Source organism: Amycolatopsis sp. NPDC021455 (genome assembly GCF_040640995.1).
Lineage (GTDB): Bacteria > Actinomycetota > Actinomycetes > Mycobacteriales > Pseudonocardiaceae > Amycolatopsis.
This window is the reverse complement of record NZ_JBFACT010000002.1, coordinates 416,826-438,133: the sequence shown is the minus strand read 5'-3', so window position 1 is coordinate 438,133 and position 21,308 is coordinate 416,826. Positions and strand designations below refer to the sequence as shown.

Below are 21,308 nucleotides of genomic sequence, written 5' to 3'. Positions count from 1 at the left end.
GGTGCTAGGTTCGGGACCCGGCAGACATCCGATGTCTGCCGGGTCCCGGTGCGTGTAGGGAGTTGATGAAGGTGACGAAGCGCCGACTGCCGAAGCCGGCCGAGCTGAAGCAGATCCTGCGGCCGAAGCCGATCGTGCTGAACCCGACGGACCGGCGGCTCGCGAACGCGCACACCATCGGCGACCTGCGGATGATCGCCCGCAAGCGCACCCCGCGGGCGGCGTTCGACTACACCGACGGCGCGGCCGAGCTCGAAGACAGCCTCCTGCGCGCCCGGCAGGCCTACCGCCGCGTCGAGTTCCACCCGAACGTGCTGCGCGGCGTGTCCGATGTGGACACCACCCGCGAGATCCTCGGCAAGACCTCGGCGCTGCCGTTCGCCTTCGCCCCCACCGGATTCACGCGGATGATGCAGCACGAGGGCGAGCGCGCGGTCGCCCGCGTCGCCGAGCGCAACGGCATCCCGGTCGGGCTCTCGACGATGGCGACGACGTCGATCGAGGACCTGGCGGCGGCCGCGCCGGGCGCCCGCAAGTGGTTCCAGCTCTACGTCTGGCGCGACCACGGCGCCGGCGAAGATCTGATGAATCGGGCATGGGCCGCGGGCTACGACACACTCATGCTGACCGTGGACACGCCCGTCGGCGGCGCGCGGCTGCGGGACGTCCGCAACGGGCTGACGATCCCGCCGGCACTCACGCTGAAGACGTTCCTCGACGGGGCGACGCACCCGGCGTGGTGGTTCAACCTGCTCACCACCGAGCCGCTGCAGTTCGCTTCGCTGAGCCACTTCGACGGCACCGTCGCCGAGCTGCTGAACAAGCTGTTCGACCCGACGCTGAACTACGACGACCTCGACTGGGTGCGCCGCACCTGGCCGGGCAAGCTCGTGGTCAAGGGCGTGCAGAGCGTCGAAGACGCCCGTGACGTCGTCAAGCACGGTGCCGACGCGGTCCTGCTGTCCAACCACGGCGGCCGCCAGCTCGACCGCGCGCCGACTCCCCTGGAACTGCTCCCGGCGGTCCTGGACGAGATCCAGGGCGGCGCGGAGGTCTGGATCGACACGGGCATCCTGTCCGGCGGCGACATCGTGGCGGCGATCGCCCGCGGCGCGAACGCGGTCCTGGTCGGCCGCGCGTTCCTGTACGGCCTGATGGCCGGCGGGGAACGCGGCGTCCAGCGCTGCGTCGACATCCTGCGCACGGAGATGGTCCGCACGATGCAGCTGCTCGGCGTCCGAACCCTCGCCGACCTCAGGCCTTCCCACGCGACCTTGCGCTAGACCTGTGCCGCGCCGCCGTCGACGAAGAACTCGGTGCCGTTGACGAAGCTCGCCTCATCGGAGGCCAGGAACAGCGCGGCGGCCGCGATCTCCGCCGGGTCGCCGAGGCGACCCAGCGGGACCTGCGCCACGAGGCCGTCGACCAGACCCTGCTGTTCGTCGTCGGGCACCAGGCCCAGCATGCCCGGGGTGCGCGTCGGTCCGGGGCTCAGGACGTTGACCCGCGTGCCGGTGCCCTTGAGGTCGAGCGCCCAGCTCCGGGCGAGGTTGCGCACCGCCGCTTTCGTCGCCCCGTAGACGCCGAAGGCCGGGCCGGGGCGCGTCGACGCCGTCGAGCCGGTGAGGATGATCGACGCGTTCGCGTTCAGCAGTGGCAGCGCCTTCTGGACGGCGAAGACGACGCCCTTGACGTTCGTGCCGAACGTGGTGTCGAACTGCTCTTCGGTGATCTCGCCGAGCGGGGCGAAGCTCCCGCCGCCGGAGTTGGCCACCAGCACGTCCAGGCCGCGGCCGCGCTCGGCCACCGCGCGGTAGAGCGCGTCCAGGTCGGCCAGGTTCGCCGAGTCCGCCCGGACCGCCGTCACCCCGCCGCCGATCTCGGCGACCGCGTCGTCGAGAGCTTCCTTGCGGCGGCCGGTGATGAACACGTGCGCGCCTTCGGCCGCGAAGCGCTTGGCGATGGCGAGCCCGATGCCGGTGCTGCCGCCGGTCACGACCGCGGTCTTGTTCTCCAGGTCCACGAAGGTCCTCCAGTTCTTGACTGTCTCGTCCAGAACATACGCCGTTCTGGACGAGGCAGTCAAGAATGGGTAGCCTGACCCCATGGCGAGACCCCGGAGCTTCGACGAGGCGGCAGTCCTGCGCACGGCGAGGGACCAGTTCTGGACGACCGGCTACGCGGGCACGAAGATCGACGACATCGCCGCGGCGACCGGCCTCGGCAAAGGCAGCCTCTACGGCGCCTTCGGCGACAAGCACGCGCTGTTCCTGCGCGTCTACGACCACTACTGCACCGAAGCCACGGACGGCACGCGCCGGCAACTCGAAGGCCCCGACGACACCGCCTACCGGCGACTGCGCGACCACGTGCACGCGATCGCCGAATCGGTCGTCGCCGACCGGGAGCGGCGGGGCTGCCTGATCGCGAAGAGCACGGCCGAGTGCGCCGAGCACGACGAAGCGGTCGCGGCCCGCAGCCGGCGGGTGTTCCGGGACCTGCAGGACCAGTTGACGGCCTGCGTCGCGGGCGCCCAGCGCGCAGGCGACCTCGACCCCGGCCCCGACCCGGCCCACCTGGGCGGGCTCGTCCTGGCCGTCCTGCGCGGCCTCGAAGCACTCGGCAAGGGCGGGGTCGAGCCGGCAGACATCCGCGCGATCGCCGAAACCGCCCTCGCGGTGCTCCCGAGGCGGTGACTCGCGTGATGCCCCGCGGCGCTCAGCTGGAGGCTGGGGTGACCTCTCGGGCCTCGAGGCGGTGAGCCGAGCGGTTCCAGCTCCACCAGCCGTGCACGACGAGGCCGGCGAAGACGATGTAGACCGCGGCGGAGAAGTACAGGCCGGACGAGATCTGCAACGGCACGCCGATCGCGTCGACGACCAGCCAGACCAGCCAGAACTCGACGAGCCCCAGCCCTTGCGCGCCGAAGGCGACCAGGGTCCCGACGAAGATCGCCGCGTCCGGCCAGGGCGCCCAGGACGCGTTCAGGGCGTCGAGGACCAGGGCCATCACAGTGGTGCCGGCGACGAAGGCGCCCAGCATGGCCAGCCGTTCGGCGAGCCGGCCCTGCCGCACCACGACGCCGAACACCGGGTCCTTGCGGCGCGTCCAAGCCCACCAGCCGTAGAGCGAGATGGCGAGGATCGCGACCTGCCGGGCGGCCAGCCCGCCGAGGTGGGCGGAGACGTAGACGGCGAACAGCAGCACCGTGGCCCCGACCTGGACCGGCCACGTCCACAGGGTGCGACGCTGCGCGAGGAACACCACGGCCAGCGCGAACACCTGCCCGGCGAGCTCCGCGATCGAAATCCACTGGCCCAGCACGGTGATCCCGTGCTGCAGGAGGAAGTCCACGGCACGCCCCTTTCGTCCTACGGCTCCCAACATGCTCCGTGACGGACGCATTCCCCAGGGAGTGTGAGCGGCGGAACATCCCGGAGCATGGGACGGGCCCGGCGGCTTCCCCGTCCGCCGGGCCCGTCCTGGACGCCCCGCTCAGATCTGGGGACGCGGCGTCCCGACCGGCGGGGTCGGGGTGCCGTCCGCGCCGACGCTCGCGTGGTGCGCCGCCTGGGCGGTACCCATCTCGCCGGTGCGCTGGGCCGGGGTCTCCAGCTGGTGCTCCATGTTCGCCATCCAGCCGCGCCAGCGGTCCTGGGCCGGCTTGATCAGGCCGCCGCCGAAGCCGACCACGATCACGCCGCCGATCGTCGCCAGGACCGCGATCAGCACCGGGCCGGTGATCGCCGTCGCGATGTTCACCTGGCCGAGCGCCGCGATGATGCCGAACGCCATGATCAGCCAGTAGGCCGCCAGCGAAAGCGGACGCGCCGCCCCGCGGCCGGACAACGCGGACGCGACGACGTCCCGCACCACCTTCGCGATCGCCGCGGCCACCACCACGAGCACCAGCGCCACCACGATCCGCGGCAGGAACGCGATGATGTCGTTGAGCAGCTGGCTCACCGGGTTGGTCGGCCCGAACACGCCGAACGCCAGCTGCAGCGCGATCAGCAGAATGAAGTAGTAGACCAATTTGACGAGGATCCCGGTCGCGTCGATCTTCTGCTGGCCGACCTTTCCGCTCAGCCCGGTCCGCTCGACCAGTTTCCCGAAACCGGCTTTCCCGAGCACGAGCGCCAGCCCTTTCGAGACGGCTTTCGCGATCAACCAGCCGATCAGCAGGATGATCAGGAATCCCACGAGTTTCGGGACGAACGTGGCCACCATCGCCCACGCCTGCCCGAGCCCGTCCTTCAGTTGCTCGCCCATATCGGCTCCCTCCACGGATTTGCCCCGGATCGTCGATCAAGTACCCAGCTGCGGCAACTCGTGCGCCCCACGATCGAGTGAGACGACTGGCGCGCGAAGATCACCCGTGGCCATACTTGTTCTACCGGTGGGGACCGGGGAGACGAGGCCGTCCGGCGCAGCGTAAACCGCAAGCGCCGGGCGGCCTCGAGCATTCTCCCGGCATAGCGGCGGTGGCCCGGCCGGCCACCCCTCACCGCGGATGCCGCGAATGACTCATTCGGGACCTCGGAGGTCCCGAATGAGTCATTCGCGTCCGTCGGGCGGCGGGAAAACGTCAGGCGGCGCGCAGAGCGTCGCGGAGTTTCACCTTCGCGCCGGTGCGCATCACCGCATTCCGGTAGATCCGCGCGGCGAGCCAGATCAGCCCGGGAATCAGCAGCACCACGAGCCCCACCGACACCACCGCTTCCCAAACGGGCACTCCGCCCATCGCCAGCCGCATCGGCATCAGCGTCGGCGAGAACACCGGAATCACCGAAAGCACTTCGACGAACGTGTTGCCCGGATCCGACGGCAGCACGGAAATGCCGATCACGTACCCGGCGATCACGAACATCAGCGCGGGCATCACCGCGCCGCCGACGTCTTCCTGGCGCGAAACCAGCGCGCCGAGCGCGGCGAACACGATCGAGTACATGAAGAACCCGAGCAGGTACCACACGACCAGCCAGACGACGGTGCCCACGGCCGCCGAGACGGAAATGGTCAGCACGTCCGTGGCCAGCCCGGCGACGACCCCGCCGATCCCGATCACGAGCATCTGGATCAGCCCGACCACGCCGATGCCGAGCACCTTCCCGGCCATCAGCTGCCACGGCTTGATCGTCGACAGCAGCAGCTCGACCACCCGCGACGTCTTTTCCTCGACGACGCCCTGCGCCACGCTCTGGCCGTTGAGCAGCAACGACATGTAGATCAGGATGCCGGCGATGATGCCCAGCACGAGCTGCTGGCCGTTGTAGTCGTATGGCTGCTCCAGCGGCGGGTCTTCGACGAACTTCGCGGACGCGATCGCGGCCTGGAACCGGGCCGGGTCCCCGCCCAGCGCCGTGACCTGCTGGTTCACCGCAACCTGCTGGGACAGCAGCTGCAGGACCCGGGCGAGCTTGCCGTCGAGGTCCTTCTTCACCTGGACGTGCACGGTCTTGCCGTCGCCGGTGAGCAGCGCGTCGAGCGAGCCGTCGGCCAGCTTCGCGCGCCCGGCGGCCTCGTCGGCGACCTGCACCGTGTCGATCTTCTCGTCGACGGCCTGGCCGCCGGCCTTCAGCGGCGCGGCGAGCGGCGCGGTCGCCGAGGTGTAACCGACGGTCGAGTCGGGACCACCCCCACCGGTGATCAGCTTGATCACCACGATGCCGGCCACGATCAGCAGCAGCATGACCGCCGTGCCGACGCGGAAGGCCTTCGACTTCACGCGGGTGCTGATCTCGCGGGAGGCGACCAGGCCCACCGCCGCGGCGGGACTCATCCGGACGTCCGGGACCGGGGTACTCATGCGGCGACCTCCTCGGTCACGACGGAACGGAAGAGGTCGGTCAGCGACGGCTGCTCCCGGGCGAACTCGCGGACCGGCCCGGTGGCCAGCGCGGCCTTGAGCACGGCCTGGTCGTCGGCTCCCTCACCCAGCTCGAGCTCGGTCACCGGACCCGTCCGGCCGAGCACCTTCACCCCGGGCAGGCCGTCGGCCCACCCGCCGTCGGCCTCGGGGACGTCGACCCGCAGGCGCACGGCACCACCGGCGCGCAGCTCGCCGACGGTGCCCTTGGCCACCATCTGTCCACTGCGGACGATCCCGACCCGGTCGCAGAGCCGCTCCACCAGGTCGAGCTGGTGGCTGGAGAACACGACCGGCACGCCCTCGGCGGCCTTCTCCTTGAGCACCTGGCTCATCACGTCCACCGCGACCGGGTCGAGGCCGGAGAACGGCTCGTCGAGCACCAGGATCCGCGGCTCGTGCACCAGCGCCGCGGCCAGCTGGACGCGCTGCTGGTTGCCGAGGGACAGCTTCTGCACCTCGTCGTCGCGGCGGCCGGCGACGCCGAGCCGCTCGGTCCACTTGTCCGCCGACGACCGCGCGTCGCCCGCGGACATGCCGTGCAGCCGCGCGAGGTACGTCAGCTGCTCGGCCACCTTCATCTTCGGGTAGAGCCCGCGTTCTTCGGGCATGTACCCGATGTGGCGGCGCGTCTCGTGTGTCACCGGAACGCCGTCGTAACGGACTTCGCCGGCGTCGGCGGAGAGCACGCCGAGCGCGATCCGCATGGTCGTGGTCTTGCCGGCGCCGTTGCTGCCGACGAACCCGAACAACTCCCCCGGCCGGACGTCGAACGTCATTTCGCGCAAGGCGACGACGTCGCCGTAGCGTTTGGAGATCGCGTCGATCTCTAACCCGGTCATCCCCGTCCCCCGTTCTGTGTGGCCCCGATCGTAGGCAGTCCGTACACGCACTGCCTACCACCGCGCGTTGCCGCGAGGGGCTACTTAAGTTGCGGGCACGTAGGATCGCGTCCGCCATGGATGGAACCACCGCCCCGCGCCGGGTGCCGAAGCACCACGGACTGTCCGCGAAGACGCTCCGGCAGCTCGAACGCGCCTCCGGCAGCCTGGCCAGCGCGAGCATCGCGGTGATGGAGCGGCGGCTGCCGTGGTTCGCGCGGCTGCCCGCCGACCAGCGCGCGAGCGTCCTGCTGATCACCCAGGCCGGGGCCGCGGGCTTCGTCGACTGGCTGCGGGACTCGAAGGAGGCCCTGAAGCTGACGACCGAGGCGTTCCGCGACGCGCCGGCCGAGCTGTCCCGGTGGGTCAGCCTGCGCCAGGCGGTCGGCATGGTCCGCCTGGCCATCGAGGTGTTCGAGGAGCAGCTGCCCGAGTTCGCCGCGAACGAGGCGGAACGCGCGGCGCTGATCGAGGGAATCCTGCGCTACGGCCGGGAAATCGCGTTCGCGGCCGCGAACTCGTACGCCGCCGCGGCGGAGGCGCGCGGCGCGTGGGACGCCCGGCTCGAGGCGCTGGTCGTCGACGGCATCGTCCGCGGCGACGCCGAGGAGTCGGTCCTTTCGCGGGCCACGGCGCTGGGCTGGGAGCCCTCCGCGGCCGCCACGGTGCTGGTCGGCAACCCGCCGTCGGAGGACCCGCCGACGATCGTGTTCGAGGTCCGCAGCCGCGCCGCCCGCGTCGGCCGCCCGGTGCTGCTGTCGGTGCAGGGCTCGCGGCTGGTGGTCGTGGTCGGCGGGCCGACCGACGGCGGCGTGAAGGAGCGCGAGATCCTCGCCCGGATGTCGGTGGCCTTCGCCGACGGCCCGGTCGTGGCCGGCCCGACGGTGCCGAGCCTGGCGGAGGCCCACCACAGCGCGACGGAGGCGCTGTCGGGGCTGCGGGCGGTGGTCGGCTGGCCGGGCGCGCCCCGGCCGGTCCGGTCGGTGGACCTGCTGCCCGAGCGCGCGCTGTCCGGGGACGCGGAGGCGGAACGCCTGCTGGTGGACACGATCGCCCGCCCGCTCGAGGAGGCTGGCCCGACCCTGCAGCGCACGGTCGAGGCGTACCTCGAGAGCGGCGGGGTGCTCGAGACGTGCGCGAAGACGCTGTTCGTCCACCCGAACACCGTCCGGTACCGGCTGCGGAAGGCGGCGGAGCTGACGGGCTGCCAGGCGGCCGACCCGCGCGACGCCCTGGTGCTGCGGATCGCGCTGACCGTCGGACGGCTGGCGCGGGCCCGCGGGCTTTGGTGACCCGGGGATGTCGAGAACGCGCCGCCGGCTCCGTCCCCGGGGCAGGAGCGGCCGGCTCCGCTGAAACCCCGTTGAGAAAGGACCCACCATGGCTGTCGCCGACGACCTCGACCGCGCCACCGACACCACCGACTCGGAGTGGGACTGGGTCGCCGAGCAGACCCGCACGTACCTGGCCTCGGGCGGCACCGAGGGACACGAGTCGAACGGGCTGTACACCCTGATCCTCGCCACGACCGGCCGCCGGACCGGCGTGCCCCGGCGCACCTGCCTGATCTACGGCACCTCGGGGGACGACTTCGTCGTCGTCGCGTCCAAGGGCGGCGCCGACAAGGATCCGGAGTGGCTCAAGAACCTCCAGGCGGAACCGAACGTCGGCGTCCAGGTCGGCACCCGCCGGTTCACCGCCCGCGCCCGGGTCGCTTCGCCTGCCGAGCGCGAGTCCCTCTGGCCGAAGATGGTGGGCATCTTCCCGCTCTACGCGGAGTACGCGCGGAAGACGAGCCGCGTCATCCCGGTCGTGCTGCTGACCCCGGTGGGCTGAGCCTTGCCGAGACGGCCGTCACGTGATGGACTTAACAGCGAAAGGTGATTGAACCCGACAAGGCATCCGGGTTACGCGCGAGGTTCTGCGGCGTGCCTTTGGAGGGTTCCGACAAAGACGCCGCACAGACACTGTGAACGTCGGCATCCCGGGAAAGCCCTCTCGCCGTGTTCCCTTGAAGGGTGACAGTCGCAGTCCTCGCTCCCGGTCAGGGGTCCCAGGCCCCCGGTATGTTCACGCCCTGGCTCGACCTCGACGGCGCGCGCGAGCGCGTCGCCCAGTGGTCCGACCGCGCGGGGCTCGACCTGCTCCGCCTCGGCACCGAGGCGGACGCCGACGAGATCCAGGACACCGCGGTCGCCCAGCCGCTGATCGTCGCGCTGTCGCTGCTCACCTTCGAGCACCTCCAGGCCACCGCGCCGGTGCCCGCGGACGCGCCGGTCGCCGGCCACTCCGTCGGCGAGCTCGCCGCGGCCGCGATCGCCGGGGTGCTGAAGCCCGAAGACGCCGTCGCGCTCGCCGCCGTCCGCGGCGCCGAGATGGCGAAGGCGTGCGCGCTGGAACCGACGTCGATGGCCGCGGTCATGCTCGGGGATCCCGAGCAGGTCGTCGCGTGGCTCGAGGACCAGGGCCTGACCGCGGCGAACCGCAACGGAGCGGGGCAGATCGTCGCCTCCGGCGCCGCCGACGCGATCGCGAAGATCGTCGCCGAGCCCCTGGAAGGCACGAAGATCCGCGCCCTCAAGGTCGCCGGTGCGTTCCACACGGGATACATGGCGCCCGCCGAAGAGGCGATGCGCGCCCACGCCGCCGAGCTGACCCCGGCCGACCCGGTCCGCCCGCTGCTGTCCAACGCGGACGGCGCCGTCGTCACCAGCGGGGCCGAGTACCTCCGCCGGCTGGTTTCGCAGGTCACCCGGTCGGTCCGCTGGGACCTGACGATGGACGGCCTGGTCTCCCTCGGCGTCACCCGCACGATCGAACTCGCGCCCGCGGGCACCCTGACCGGCCTGGTCAAGCGGCAGCTCAAGGGCGTCGTCACCACTACCACCGCGCTGAAGACGCCGGCCGAACTGGCGGCGCTGCGCCAGGAGGACGCCTCGTGACCGACCGACCCGCCCTGAGCCTCAACACCGGCTCCCGCGGCAGCCGCGTGCTGGGCATCGGCAGCGCGCAGCCCGAGAAGATCGTCACCAACGACGACCTCTCGAAGATCATGGACACCAACGACGAGTGGATCCGGGCGCGCGTCGGCATCATCGAGCGCCGCTTCGCCGAGAAGGACGAGGAGCTCACCGACTTCGCCGTCGCCGCGGGCAAGGCCGCCCTCGAAGACGCCGGGGTCGAGCCGTCCGAAGTGGACACGGTCATCCTGCCGAACTGCACGATGCGGACGCTCATCCCGAACGCCGCCGCGCAGGTCGCCGCCCGGATCGGGATCCCGAGCCCCGGCGCGTTCGACCTCAACGCCGCCTGCGCCGGCTTCTGCTACGGCCTCGGCGTCGCCTCCGACCTGATCCGCGCCGGTTCGGCGAAGAAGGTCCTGGTCATCGGCGCCGAGAAGCTCACCGACTCGGTCGACCCGGTCGACCGGGCCAACGCGATCATCTTCGCCGACGGCGCGGGCGCCGCGGTCGTCGGCGCGTCCGACGAGCCGGGCATCGGCCCGGTGTCCTGGGGCAGCGCGGGCGACCTGGTCGACCTGATCTACATGCGCGACGAGAAGTACATCTACCAGGAGGGCCAGTCGGTCTTCCGGTGGGCGACGACCCAGATCGCGCCGATCGCGCTGGGCGCGCTGGAGGCGGCCGGGCTGAAGCCGTCCGATGTGGACGTGCTGATCCCGCACCAGGCGAACCTGCGCATCGTCGAGGCGATCGCGAAGAAGCTGCGGGCCAACGGCGCCCGCGACGACATGGTCGTCGCCGACGACATCAAGTACTCCGGCAACACGTCGTCGGCGTCCATCCCCCTCGCGCTGGACCACATGCGCAAGGCCGGGACGGCGAAGTCCGGCGACCTGGTGCTGGCGGTCGGGTTCGGCGCGGGCCTGTCCTACGCCGGGCAGGCGTTCGTCTGCCCCTGATCACCGTTACGCTCCCCGCGGGCACTCGCCCGAGGGAAACAGACCCCCAGATGGACCGAGAAGGGAACTACCCCATGGCTGACAACGCTGAGATCCTCGCCGGCCTCGCCGAGATCGTCGAAGAGGTCGCCGGTGTGGCTCAGGACGACGTCACCGCCGAGAAGTCGTTCGTGGACGACCTGGACATCGACTCGCTGTCGATGGTCGAGATCGCCGTGCAGGCCGAGGACAAGTTCGGCGTCAAGATCCCGGACGACGAGCTCGCCAACCTGAAGACCGTGGGCGACGCGGTGAACTACGTGTCGGCCAACTCGAAGTAAGTCCTCTTCCCTCCTTGAGGAGACTCCCATGAGCAACATCGACGTCGTGATCACCGGTCTCGGCGCCACCACACCGCTCGGCGGGGACGTCACGTCCACCTGGGACGGTCTGCTGGCCGGGGCGAGCGGGGTTCGCGCGATCGAGGCCGACTGGGTCGAGGAGCTGCAGCTGCCGGTCAAGATCGGCGGCCAGCTGGCCGTCGACCCGGCCGACGTCCTGCCCCGGGTCCAGGCCCGCCGGCTGGACCGCTGCGAGCAGGTCGCGCTGATCGCCGCCCGGCAGGCGTGGGCCGACGCCGGCTACACCGAGCCGACCGACGAGCACACCGACGTCGACCCCGACCGCCTCGGCGTGTCGATCGGCACCGGTATCGGCGGCCCGGTCACCCTGCTCACCCAGAACGACCTGTTGCACCAGCAGGGTCTCCGCAAGGTGTCGCCGCTGACCGTGCCGATGCTGATGCCGAACGGCCCGGCCGCGCACGTGGGCATCGACCTCAAGGCGCGGGCCGGGGTGCACTCCCCGGCCTCGGCCTGTGCCTCGGGTGCGGAGGGCATCGCCAACGGCGTGGAGATGATCCGCTCCGGGCGCGCCGACGTCGTGGTCGCCGGGGGCGCCGAGGCGTGCATCCACCCGATCACCCTGGCCGGGTTCGCCCAGGCCCGCACGGTGTCCACGCGCAACGACGACCCGGCGAGCGCGTCGCGGCCGTTCGACTCCAGCCGCGACGGCTTCGTCCTCGGCGAGGGCGCCGGCGTGGTCATCCTGGAGCGCGCGGACCTGGCGAAGGCGCGCGGGGCGCGCGTCTACGCGACGCTCGCGGGGCACGGCATCACCTCGGACGCCTACCACATCACCGGCAACCACCCCGAGGGCATCGGCCAGATCGCGGCGATGCGCGCGGCCATGAAGATGGCCGGGGTGACCGCCGCGGACGTCGGGCACGTGAACGCCCACGCGACGTCCACTGTGGTCGGTGACATCGGCGAGGCGGCGGCGATCCGCAACGCGGTCGGAGACCACGTGGTCGTGACGGCGCCGAAGGGCTCGCTCGGCCACCTCGTCGGCGGGGCCGGCGCGGTCGAGGGGATCATCACGATCCTGTCGCTCTACCACGGCCTCGTGCCGGCCACCCGGAACCTGACCGACCTGGACCCGCGGGTGCAGCTCGACGTCGTCGCGGGCGAACCGCGCAAGGTCGAGCTGACCGCCGCGATCAGCAACTCGTTCGGCTTCGGCGGGCACAACACCGCGCTGCTGTTCACCGCGGCTTGATGTGGGAAAGAAGGGGCCCGGCCGTGCGGCCGGGCCCCTTCTTCGCGTTCAGCACTTCTCGTGTTCGGGCTGCGGGCCCTTGTCGACGGCGTCGATCTTCAAGGAGCCGTCGACGATCATCGGGAGCACGAGCCGCCACTTGATGCACGCCTCCTGGAAGAACGGCGGCGCGTCCTCGGGCTTCTGGCGGCTGGTGAACCCGACGAGGACCCGCAGCGACTGGCCCGAGCCGCGTTCGATCCGGTAGACGAGGGCGTCGGTGTCCTTTGTGGAGTTCACGCCGTCGAGCCATACGGTGGGTGACTGCTCGGCCACGCGTTGCGCGCTGACCACGCTCGTCCACTGCCGGTAGTTCTTCGCGTTGATGGCGTCGAAGTAGGTCTGCAGGACCTTGCGGACGGCGTCGGCCTGCGGATGCGCCTTCGCGTCATCGGTCATCTTGACCTTGTTCGCCGCGCCCGGTTCGCCGCTGCTGGCCGAGGACGGCGTCGACGCGGCCGCGGAGGTGTCGCCGGCGGGCTGGTCCGGACGGCGGTAGAGCTCGCGCGCGAGCAGGCCGCCGCCGACGGTCACGGACAGCACCACGACCACGACGGGCACCAGCCAGCGCTGGCGAGAGCTGGGGGCGGGGGTGGTCACGCCGGAAAGCGTACCGGCCCCCGTCCCGCCGCTAGCCGACCTGGTGCAGCCAGGTCACCGGCGCGCCGTCGCCGGCGTGCCGGAAGGGCTCGAGCGCCTCGTCCCAGCTCGCGGCCAGGAGCTCGTCGAGCTTGTGCGCGAGGGACTCGCCCCCGCGGGTCATGCTGACGAGCGCGCGCAGCTGGTCTTCGCCCACCACGATGTCGCCGTTGGCGCTGGTCCGGCCGTGCCACAGGCCGAGGCCGGGCGCGAAGCAGAACCGCTCGCCGTCGACGCCCGCGCTGGGCTCTTCGGTGACCTCGAACCGAATCATCGGCCACGCCTTGAGCGCGGCCGCCAGTTTGGCGCCGGTGCCCGCGGGCGCGCGCCAGCCGCACTCGGCGCGAAGCTGACCCGGACTGGCCGGCTGCGCCGTCCACTTCAGGTCAACGCGGGCACCCAGGGTGCCCGAAATGGCCCACTCGACGTGCGGACACACCGCAGACGGCGACGAGTGGACGTACACCACACCTCGGGTGCTGCCACGGGTGCTCACTGCTACCTCCGCTTGCTCGACGAGGGACGTCTTCCCCTACGCCCTACTCCGAGCTGCAGCGCGGCCTCAGCGCGGCTCCCGAATGCCGCCTCCGATGCGTTGTAGCACATTCTGCACCCCAACCGTGCCGTTTGGCCACACGAACACCACAAGTCACCCGGTGCCCCACTTTCGGAGGGCACGCGGCCGCGTCGTCCCCGTGTCGCACGGTGGATACGCCCGCGGGCGCTAGCGTGATGACCCGGAACGACGAGCGGAAAGGGGTTTTCGGTGCGACTGGTGCGCCTGGAGCGGCAGCAGTCCCGGGTGGCCGACGACGTCCGGGCGGCACTGGCGTCCCTGGGCCGCGGCAGCACCGTCATCGGCGGCATCGCACTCGTGGGTGTCGGATCGGTGACCGAGCGCCCGATCGAGGCGGTGGTCCTGCTGCCCCACGGCGTGATCATCGTGATCGGCGTCGACCTCCCGGACCCGGCGCTGCGGCTGGAAGCCCCGCTGGGCGCGGAGTGGAAAGCGGACGGCTGGCCCCTGGTCGCGGACGACGACGCGGTCAACCCGGCCACCGAAGCCCTGGACATCTCCCAGGCGTGCGAACGGCGCATCGCGGCCCTGGTCCCGGGGACGGCCCCGGTGGGGACGATCATCGCGGTGGGCCCGTACGTGGAGACGGTGGACCAGCCGGCGGCCGACCTGGCGGGCCCGGTCCGGGTCCTGCACCCGACCCCGACGACGATGCTGGCGGCGACGGTCTCGCTGGCGACGGCCCACCGGCCGCGGTCGGTGGACCAGGTGCGGGCCCTGATCCGGGGGCTGGCGCCCTCGGCGCCGGAGTTCTCGGACGAGGTGCTGCTGGGCGAGGGTTTCAGCCGGTTGACCGACGACTCGCCACCGGAGTCCCTTTGGGACAGTCCACCCGTGGCGCCCTCAGCCCAGCCGGCGGCGCGGGCCGGTTCGGCGGCGGCCGCCTCGGCCGCGAGTGCTCCGGCGGCCGGCTCGGCCGCGGCGGATTCCGGTGGAGCTGCGGCATCCCCGGCTGCGGCGAACGAAACCGACCGGCGGACCGAGACCCCCGACCCCGCCGAGCCCGACACCACCGCGGCCCCGGAGCCCGAAACCACTTCCGCGGCAGCCGACCCGGCCGCCGCGGCTTCTGTCGCCGCGGAGCCGGCCGCGGTGGGCGAAACCGAGACCCCGGTCCCGGCGGACCTGCCGCCTGCCACCGCCCCAACCGTGCCCGCGGAGCCCGCCGCCGAACCGGAACCGGACCTTCCCTCCGCCACCACCCCTCCCCCGGCGGCCGAGGAGGAACCACTCGCCGAAGCTCTCCCCTTTCCTCTGCGGGGCGAGCCGGTCCGCCCCGCCGAAAACCCGGCACCGCCCGTGTTCCCCGGCGCCGAAACCCCGCCACCCCCGCTCCCCGGCTCAGCGCAGCCCGCTGACCGAGACACCGAGCGAACCGAATCCCCCGCCGCACCCAAGCCGCCGCTGCCCCATCCCCAACCGAGCCCCCGACCCAGACCCCAGCCGCAACCCCAGCCGCAACCCGCCGCCGCGACCTCGCGGACCGTGCGCTGGCTGCCGCTCGGGGCGATCGGGTTGCTGGTCGTCCTGGTCGTCGCCGCGATCGCCGTCGCCACCACCGGGGACGGGACCGCCGCCGCTCCGCCGCCCGCTTCGGTCACCGCGCCGCCGTCCACCGCGTCCAGCCGGCCCGCTCCCGTCAAGAGCCTGCAGTTCGCCCTGCGCGCCGCCGACGGGGACCAGCGGTGCGCGTCGCACGCCTTCGGCGATGCCCAAGCCAGCCTTCAGCAGACCAGTTGCTCGGGCGTGCGGCGGGCGAGCTACGCCGCGACCGTCGATGGCCGGCCCGGCGCCGTCACCGTCGGGATCGTCGATTTCCCCGACGCCGGCCACGCCGCCGCCTTCAAGGCCGTCGCCGACACCCCGGGCGGCGGCGGGATCCTCGACCTCGCCACCGAGACCGGCAAGTGGGGCGCCACCGCGCCGCGCTTCGAGAACGCCGCCTACGCCAGCAAGCTCGAAGGCACCGCCGTCCGGCTGGTGCAGGCCGTCTGGGTGCCGGGACCGTCCACTCCGGATGATCCCGGCCTGGTCCGGGCCGCCAAAGCCGCCCTGGACCTGCCCGCGCGGTGACTCAGAGCCCGTAGGCCTCGAGCAGCCGCAACCACACCTCGCTGATCGTCGGGAACGACGGCACCGCGTGCCACAGCCGGTCCAGGGGCACCTCGCCGACGATCGCGATCGTCGCCGAGTGCACCAGCTCCGCGACGTCCTGGCCGGCGAACGTCACGCCGAGCAGCACGTTCCGCTCGGTGTCGACGACCATCCGGGCCTTGCCGGTGTAGCCGTCCGCGTGCAGCGACGAGCCCGCCACCGCGATGTCGATGTCGACGACGCGGTCCGCCGATCCCGGCCGCGCGTCCGCCAGGCCGACCGCCGCGACCTCCGGGTCGGTGAACACCACCTGCGGCACCGCGTGGTGGTCGGCCGTCGCGGTGAAGCGGCTCCACGGCGCCGTCGACACCGGCGTCCCCGCGGCCAGCGCCGCCACCGTGTCGCCCGCCGCGCGGGCACCGTACTTGCCCTGGTGGGTCAGCGGCGCGCGGCCGGTGACGTCGCCGGCCGCGAACAGCCAGCCACCGTCCACTGCGGACACCCGGCCGGTGTCGTCGGTCTCCAGCGGCCGCCCGGGCTCGATGCCGAAACGCTCGAGCCCGGTGGTCGCCGGACGGCGGCCGGTCGCCACCAGGAACTCGTCGACGACGAGCGTCGAGCCGTCCTTCAGCGTCAGCTCGGTCCCGGAAGCCCCCGCGGCGACCTTCGAAACGCCCGACTCCGTGTGCACCTCGACACCGGCGTCACGCAGGCCTTGCAGCACGAGGTCGCCGGCGAACGACGCGTTGCGCGGCAGCGGCCGCGGGCCGGTGATCACCAGGTGGACCTCCGACCCGAGCGAAGCGAACGCTTGCGCCATCTCGACGCCGACCACGCCGCCGCCGAGCACGCCGAGCCGCGCCGGCACCGCCGACGCCGACGTCGCTTCCCGCGAGCCCCACGGCCGGATCGTGTCGAGCCCGGGGATCGACGGCAGGTGGGGCACGCTGCCGGTGCAGACGATCACGGCGTGCCGGGCGGTCAGCACGCGGTCGCCGCCGACGGTCACCTCCCGCTCACCGGTGATTTCCCCGTGCCCGCGAACCGGTTCGATACCCGCGCCGCGGGCCCAGTCGACCTGGCCCGAGTCGTCGCCCTTGCCGGTGAACCAGTCACGCCGCGCGAACACCGCGGCGGGGTCGAGCCGGTCGCCGACCGGCACGCCGGGGACGCGCTTGGCCGCGGCGAGGAGATTTCCCGGCCGCAGCAACGCCTTGCTCGGGATGCAGGCCCAGTAGGAGCACTCGCCGCCGAAGCGTTCGTGCTCGACGAGGGCGACCTTCAGGCCTCCGTGGGCCGCTCGTTCGGCGGCCACCTCCCCCACCGGTCCGGCGCCGATCACCACTACGTCAAAAGTCTGTCCAGACATGGCTTCAGGTCACACCACTACGCGGGATCGCGCAAGCGAACGGCTATCCTCGTCAGGAAGCTGCAAGTTATCTCGGCGGCACCGGGTGCCGTCGGGCCCGGTGCGCGCGAATACCACACGTTCGAGCACGGGAGGTTTGTCGTGGCCAAGAACACGGCTGTGCAGGTGCTGGATGATCTGACCGGCGAGCCCGCGGCGGAGACCGTCGGGTTCGGCCTGGACGGCATCGACTACGACATCGACCTCTCCTTCGCCAACGCCGAGGCGTTGCGCGGATTCCTGGGCCGCTACGCCGACGCCGGCCGCCGCACCGGTGGCCGCAAGAACCGCCCGCGGCTCGTCCCGGGCGCGAAGCTGCCGCGGGCCAAGGCCACGCCGAAACCGGTCGCCGGTCGCCGCGCGGCCGCCAAGAAGGCCGAGCCCGCCAAGACCCCGGCTCCGAAGCCCGCCGCGAAGGCCAAGGCCACCACGGCGAAGGCGGCCCCGGCGAAGACGACCACGGTCAAGGCCACCCGCGCGAAGACCACGGCTAAGGCGGAACCCGCGAAGACCACCAGAGCCCGGAAGGCGGCGGAGCCGAAGAAGTCCACCCCGGCGTCCACGCGCAAGGTACCCACCGTCACGTTCTCGGCGGCCGAATAGTCCACAGTAGGCACGAGGTCCGTGAAGGCCTCCTTCCCGGCCATAAAAGCCGGGAAGGAGGCCTTCACGGCTTTTCAGGCCGCGCGCTGGGCGCCGTCCGCGTGCCAGGACGGGTAGCGGTAGCGGGTGTGCAGCAACGCCCGCTGCCGCGCCAGTTCCGCCGCGGACGGCGGCCGCGGCACGAACGTCCCGAGCAGCTGCGACGCCGCCGCGCGCACCGCCGCCTCGACCGCCGGGAAGCCGGGCCGCAGGCCGTGCTCGGCCAGCGACGCCACCGGGCTGCGGTGGGAGTCGAGCGGACGCGGGTCCGGCGGTGCGCTCGTCAGGTAGCGGCCGACGAGCCCGGCGGACGTCTCGACCAGCAGCGTCGAGTGGGCCAGCAGCCCGGTCTTGGTGCGGAACACGGCGAAGCCGCACAGCTTGGCGTCGCCGACGAACAGGCCGCGGTCGCCGATCCGCGGGACCAGCCCGAGCTGGTCGACGGCGGCGCTCATCACCTGTCCGAGTGCCTCCAGGGGCCGGTCGGCCGGGCCGGGCAGGACCAGCGTCACGTTCAGGTTGCCGGGGTCGTGGAACACCGTGCCGCCGCCGCTGGCCCGGCGCAGCACCGGGACGCCGTCGCGGGCGCACTCGTCGACACGTACTTCGCGCGCGATCCGCTGCCCGCGCCCCACCACCACGCAAACCGGGTTGCGCCAGAGCCACAGCACCGGTGACCCGGGCGCAACCCGGAGGAGCGCTTCGTCGAAAGCGAGATTCTCGGCCGGATCCGTGAACGCCGCACGAACATCCGACCCGGTCGTCATAGCGCCTTGAGTTCCTCCACGATCTCGCCCACCGACGACTTGGCGTCCCCGAAGAGCATGCTGGTCTTCGGATCGTAGAACAGGTCGTTGTCGATGCCGGCGAACCCGGAGCTCATCCCGCGTTTCAAGACGATCACGGACCGGCTTTCGTTGACCTTGAGGATCGGCATCCCGTAGATCGGCGAGCTCGGATCGGTCTGCGCGGCCGGGTTCGTGACGTCGTTCGCGCCGATCACCAGCGCGACGTCGGTCTGGGCGAACTCGGAGTTGATCTCGTCCATCTCCTTGAGCTGCTCGTACGGCACGTCGGCCTCGGCGAGCAGCACGTTCATGTGCCCGGGCATCCGGCCGGCCACCGGGTGGATCGCGTACTCGACCGTGATGCCCTTCTTCTCCAGCAGTTTCGCCATCTCGCGGACGGTGTGCTGGGCCTGGGCGACGGCCATGCCGTACCCCGGAACGACGACGACCTTGCTGGCGTAGGCCATCTGGATCGCGGTGTCGGCCGCGCTCGTCGAGCGCACCGGCCGCGCTTCCTTCGCCCCGCCGCCGGCCGCGATCGCCGGGCCGCCGCCGAAGCCACCCGCGACGATCGCCGGGATGGACCGGTTCATCGCCTTGGCCATCAGGTTCGTCAGGATCGAGCCCGACGCGCCGACGATCATGCCGGCCACGATCAGCGCCGTGTTGTCCAGCGCCAGGCCCATGGCCGCGGCCGACAGCCCGGTGAAGGCGTTGAGCAGCGAGATGACCACCGGCATGTCCGCGCCGCCGATCGGCAGGACCACCGTGAGGCCGAGGACGCCCGCCGCGACGAGCAGCCCGATGATCAGCAGCTCGTTGTCGCCTCCGGCGATGATGATCACCGCGCAGGCGACCGCGACCGCCAGGAGCAGCGCGTTGACCGGCTGCTGCAGCTTGCCGAGGGTGATCGGGCGGCCGCTGATCAGCTCCTGCAGCTTGCCGAACGCGACGTTCGAGCCCCAGAACGAGATCGACCCGATGATCGCGGCGAACAGCGACGCGATCGCGATGTACACCGGCTCGTGCGCGTAGCCGTCGGTGGAGTTGAACTCGACCCAGGCGATGAGCGCGACCGCGCCGCCGCCGACGCCGTTGAACAGCGCCACCATCTGCGGCATCGCGGTCATCTTGACCTTGCGCGCGGACGGGACGCCGACGAGCACGCCGATCGCGACGCCGAGGACGATCAGCAGCCAGTTGCCCATGCCGGGGGTGAGCAGCGTGGCGATGACGGCGATGCCCATGCCGACCGCGGCGATCCAGTTGCCGCGGACCGCGGTGCGCGGGCCGGTCAGGCCCATCAGGCCGTAGATGAACAGGGCGAACGCGATGATGTAGAGGATCGCGATGAAGTCGGTCACTTCTCGTCCTCCTCGGCCGGCGCCTTCTTGGCCTTGAACATCGACAGCATCCGGTCGGTGACGAGGAACCCGCCGACGACGTTGATCGTGCCGAAGGCGATGGCGATCACCAGCAGGATCTTGTTGAAGACGCCGTCAACGCCGAGGCCGAGCACGACGAGCCCGCCGAGCAGCACGATGCCGTGGATGGCGTTCGTGCCGGACATCAGCGGTGTGTGCAGGGTGTTGGGCACCTTCGAGATGACGGCGAAGCCGACGAACCCGGCCAGCACGAGGACCGCCAGGTTCTGCACCAATGGACTCATGCCGGGCTCCCTTCGCGCCCGGCCACGCAGGCACCGGCGACGATCTCGTCCTCGAAGTTCAGCTCCAGCGCGCCTTCCTTCGTCACGAGCAACTCCAGCAGCTCGACGACGTTGCGCGCGTAGAGCTCGCTGGCGTGCGAAGGCATTTCGGCGGGCAGGTTCAGCGGGGACGAGATGGTGACGTCGTGCTCCACGACGTCCTCGCCCGGCTTGGTCAGCTCGCAGTTGCCGCCGGTTTCACCGGCGAGGTCGACGACGACCGAGCCGGCCGGCATGCCCTTGACGGCGTCGGCGGTGACCAGCGTCGGGGCCTTGCGGCCCGGCACCAGCGCGGTCGTGATCACGACGTCGAACTTCGTGATGGCCTCGGTGAGCCGCCGTTGCTGCTCCTCGCGCTCCTCCGGCGTCAGCTCGCGGGCGTACCCGCCTTCGCCGGCCGCCTCGATGCCGAGGTCGAGGAACTGCGCGCCCAGCGACTTGACCTGCTCGCCGACCTCGGGCCGCACGTCGTAGCCCGTGGTCTGCGCGCCGAGCCGTTTCGCCGTGGCGAGCGCCTGCAGGCCGGCGACGCCGGCGCCGAGCACCAGCACCTTGGCGGGCGGGACCGTGCCGGCCGCGGTGGTGAGCATCGGGAAGAACCGCGGGAGTTTCTGCGCTGCGAGCAGCACGGCGCGGTAGCCGCCGATGCTGGCCTGCGACGACAGCGCGTCCATCGCCTGGGCCCGGGAAATCCGCGGGATCGCCTCCATCGCGAAGGCGCGCAGGCCCGCTTCTTCGAGCTTCGCGAGCCCTTCCGGGTTGCCGCGGGGATCGAGGAAACCGACGAGCACGGTGCCCCGGCTCAGCTTCGCGATTTCCCCGGGCGAGGGCGGGTTGACCTTGACGACGATCGGCGCGCCCCACGCGTCGCCGAGTTCGGCGCCGGCCTGGGTGTACGCGTCGTCACTCAGGTGCGCCCCGGCCCCGGCGCCCGGCTCGACGAGGACGCGCAACCCGCGTTGCGCGAGCCTCCCGACGAGCTTGGGCACCATGGCCACCCGGCGCTCCCCGGGGCGTGACTCGGCCACCACACCCACGGTGAGCTGCTGACTCTGTTCGCTGTCCGTCACACGACCTCCTCATCGGCGAGGCACGATCCGAGGGTTGTACCACGCCGGACCGACAGTCCCCAGTGACGTGAGTCG

22 protein-coding genes are annotated in these 21,308 nt (G+C 71.8%); 10 read left to right on the top strand and 12 right to left on the bottom strand.

Annotation, left to right across the window (positions count from 1 at the left end):
• The first annotated feature begins 71 nt into the window (after positions 1-71).
• Entirely contained in the window at positions 72-1,283 is a 1,212-nt protein-coding gene (locus AB0G28_RS05095; protein ID WP_361083080.1) for an alpha-hydroxy acid oxidase, read from the top strand.
• Here AB0G28_RS05095 and AB0G28_RS05090 read toward each other — a convergent pair.
• Positions 1,280-2,023: an SDR family oxidoreductase gene (locus AB0G28_RS05090; protein WP_361083078.1), complete on the bottom strand. Its 744-nt coding sequence runs from the start codon at positions 2,021-2,023 to the stop codon at positions 1,280-1,282. The two genes, AB0G28_RS05095 and AB0G28_RS05090, sit on opposite strands and share 4 nt — an antisense overlap.
• Before the next feature lie 82 nt (positions 2,024-2,105).
• On the opposite strand from AB0G28_RS05090, the gene AB0G28_RS05085 reads away from it, so the two are divergent.
• Positions 2,106-2,696, top strand: a complete 591-nt coding sequence (locus AB0G28_RS05085; RefSeq protein ID WP_361083076.1) for a TetR/AcrR family transcriptional regulator — start codon at positions 2,106-2,108, stop codon at positions 2,694-2,696.
• A 22-nt stretch (positions 2,697-2,718) separates the two neighbouring features.
• Here AB0G28_RS05085 and AB0G28_RS05080 read toward each other — a convergent pair whose 3' ends face one another.
• From AB0G28_RS05080 to AB0G28_RS05065, 4 genes are all read right to left on the bottom strand, one after another.
• On the bottom strand, positions 2,719-3,354 hold the full coding sequence (locus AB0G28_RS05080) for a nicotinamide mononucleotide transporter family protein (protein WP_361083074.1): 636 nt from the start codon (positions 3,352-3,354) through the stop codon (positions 2,719-2,721).
• Positions 3,355-3,495: 141 nt separating this feature from the next.
• Complete coding sequence (locus tag AB0G28_RS05075; RefSeq protein WP_361083072.1) at positions 3,496-4,272, bottom strand: hypothetical protein; 777 nt, start codon at positions 4,270-4,272, stop codon at positions 3,496-3,498.
• A gap of 316 nt (positions 4,273-4,588) precedes the next feature.
• The gene (locus AB0G28_RS05070; protein ID WP_361083070.1) at positions 4,589-5,809 is read right to left on the bottom strand and encodes an ABC transporter permease; all 1,221 of its coding nucleotides are present in this window, start codon (positions 5,807-5,809) and stop codon (positions 4,589-4,591) included.
• On the bottom strand, positions 5,806-6,711 hold the full coding sequence (locus tag AB0G28_RS05065; RefSeq protein WP_361083068.1) for an ATP-binding cassette domain-containing protein: 906 nt from the start codon (positions 6,709-6,711) through the stop codon (positions 5,806-5,808). The genes AB0G28_RS05070 and AB0G28_RS05065 overlap by 4 nt, the downstream gene beginning before the upstream one ends.
• Before the next feature lie 116 nt (positions 6,712-6,827).
• Between AB0G28_RS05065 and AB0G28_RS05060 the strand changes: the two genes are divergently transcribed.
• From AB0G28_RS05060 to AB0G28_RS05035, 6 genes are all read left to right on the top strand, one after another.
• Positions 6,828-8,042 carry a helix-turn-helix domain-containing protein gene (locus tag AB0G28_RS05060; RefSeq protein ID WP_361083066.1) on the top strand — a complete coding sequence of 405 codons (1,215 nt, stop codon included), beginning with the start codon at positions 6,828-6,830 and terminating at the stop codon, positions 8,040-8,042.
• Positions 8,043-8,130: 88 nt separating this feature from the next.
• Positions 8,131-8,586 (top strand): nitroreductase family deazaflavin-dependent oxidoreductase, encoded by a 456-nt coding sequence (locus AB0G28_RS05055; protein WP_361083064.1) that lies wholly within the window; start codon positions 8,131-8,133, stop codon positions 8,584-8,586.
• A 182-nt stretch (positions 8,587-8,768) separates the two neighbouring features.
• Entirely contained in the window at positions 8,769-9,692 is a 924-nt protein-coding gene (locus AB0G28_RS05050; protein ID WP_361083062.1) for an ACP S-malonyltransferase, read from the top strand.
• Positions 9,689-10,672 carry a beta-ketoacyl-ACP synthase III gene (locus AB0G28_RS05045; protein WP_361083060.1) on the top strand — a complete coding sequence of 328 codons (984 nt, stop codon included), beginning with the start codon at positions 9,689-9,691 and terminating at the stop codon, positions 10,670-10,672. The genes AB0G28_RS05050 and AB0G28_RS05045 overlap by 4 nt, the downstream gene beginning before the upstream one ends.
• A gap of 74 nt (positions 10,673-10,746) precedes the next feature.
• Entirely contained in the window at positions 10,747-10,992 is a 246-nt protein-coding gene (locus tag AB0G28_RS05040; protein ID WP_004559006.1) for an acyl carrier protein, read from the top strand.
• A 28-nt stretch (positions 10,993-11,020) separates the two neighbouring features.
• A complete protein-coding gene (locus AB0G28_RS05035) occupies positions 11,021-12,268 on the top strand; it encodes a beta-ketoacyl-[acyl-carrier-protein] synthase family protein (protein ID WP_361083058.1) in 1,248 nt (415 codons plus the stop codon).
• Positions 12,269-12,316: 48 nt separating this feature from the next.
• Here AB0G28_RS05035 and AB0G28_RS05030 read toward each other — a convergent pair whose 3' ends face one another.
• Together AB0G28_RS05030 and AB0G28_RS05025 are read right to left on the bottom strand one after the other, a co-directional pair.
• Positions 12,317-12,907 carry a hypothetical protein gene (locus AB0G28_RS05030; RefSeq protein ID WP_361083056.1) on the bottom strand — a complete coding sequence of 197 codons (591 nt, stop codon included), beginning with the start codon at positions 12,905-12,907 and terminating at the stop codon, positions 12,317-12,319.
• A gap of 31 nt (positions 12,908-12,938) precedes the next feature.
• A complete protein-coding gene (locus AB0G28_RS05025) occupies positions 12,939-13,442 on the bottom strand; it encodes a DUF3145 domain-containing protein (RefSeq protein ID WP_026469134.1) in 504 nt (167 codons plus the stop codon).
• Positions 13,443-13,712: 270 nt separating this feature from the next.
• Between AB0G28_RS05025 and AB0G28_RS05020 the strand changes: the two genes are divergently transcribed.
• The gene (locus AB0G28_RS05020; protein WP_361083054.1) at positions 13,713-15,596 is read left to right on the top strand and encodes a hypothetical protein; all 1,884 of its coding nucleotides are present in this window, start codon (positions 13,713-13,715) and stop codon (positions 15,594-15,596) included.
• Between the two features lies 1 nt (position 15,597).
• Here the strand turns inward: AB0G28_RS05020 and AB0G28_RS05015 are convergent, their stop codons facing one another.
• On the bottom strand, positions 15,598-16,986 hold the full coding sequence (locus AB0G28_RS05015; RefSeq protein ID WP_361083052.1) for an NAD(P)/FAD-dependent oxidoreductase: 1,389 nt from the start codon (positions 16,984-16,986) through the stop codon (positions 15,598-15,600).
• Positions 16,987-17,127: 141 nt separating this feature from the next.
• On the opposite strand from AB0G28_RS05015, the gene AB0G28_RS05010 reads away from it, so the two are divergent.
• Entirely contained in the window at positions 17,128-17,628 is a 501-nt protein-coding gene (locus AB0G28_RS05010) for a histone-like nucleoid-structuring protein Lsr2 (RefSeq protein ID WP_361083050.1), read from the top strand.
• A gap of 74 nt (positions 17,629-17,702) precedes the next feature.
• Here the strand turns inward: AB0G28_RS05010 and AB0G28_RS05005 are convergent, their stop codons facing one another.
• Genes AB0G28_RS05005 through AB0G28_RS04990 form a run of 4 tightly spaced genes read right to left on the bottom strand, consistent with a single transcriptional unit; the run spans position 17,703 to position 21,233 of the window.
• The gene (locus tag AB0G28_RS05005) at positions 17,703-18,434 is read right to left on the bottom strand and encodes a lipoate--protein ligase family protein (protein WP_361083048.1); all 732 of its coding nucleotides are present in this window, start codon (positions 18,432-18,434) and stop codon (positions 17,703-17,705) included.
• A complete protein-coding gene (locus tag AB0G28_RS05000; RefSeq protein WP_361083046.1) occupies positions 18,431-19,819 on the bottom strand; it encodes an NAD(P)(+) transhydrogenase (Re/Si-specific) subunit beta in 1,389 nt (462 codons plus the stop codon). The genes AB0G28_RS05005 and AB0G28_RS05000 overlap by 4 nt, the downstream gene beginning before the upstream one ends.
• Positions 19,816-20,124 carry an NAD(P) transhydrogenase subunit alpha gene (locus AB0G28_RS04995; protein ID WP_361083044.1) on the bottom strand — a complete coding sequence of 103 codons (309 nt, stop codon included), beginning with the start codon at positions 20,122-20,124 and terminating at the stop codon, positions 19,816-19,818. Before AB0G28_RS04995 ends, AB0G28_RS05000 begins: the two co-directional genes overlap by 4 nt.
• Positions 20,121-21,233, bottom strand: coding sequence for a Re/Si-specific NAD(P)(+) transhydrogenase subunit alpha (locus AB0G28_RS04990; protein WP_361083042.1), 1,113 nt, complete (start codon positions 21,231-21,233; stop codon positions 20,121-20,123). Before AB0G28_RS04990 ends, AB0G28_RS04995 begins: the two co-directional genes overlap by 4 nt.
• Between the last annotated feature and the right edge of the window lie 75 nt (positions 21,234-21,308).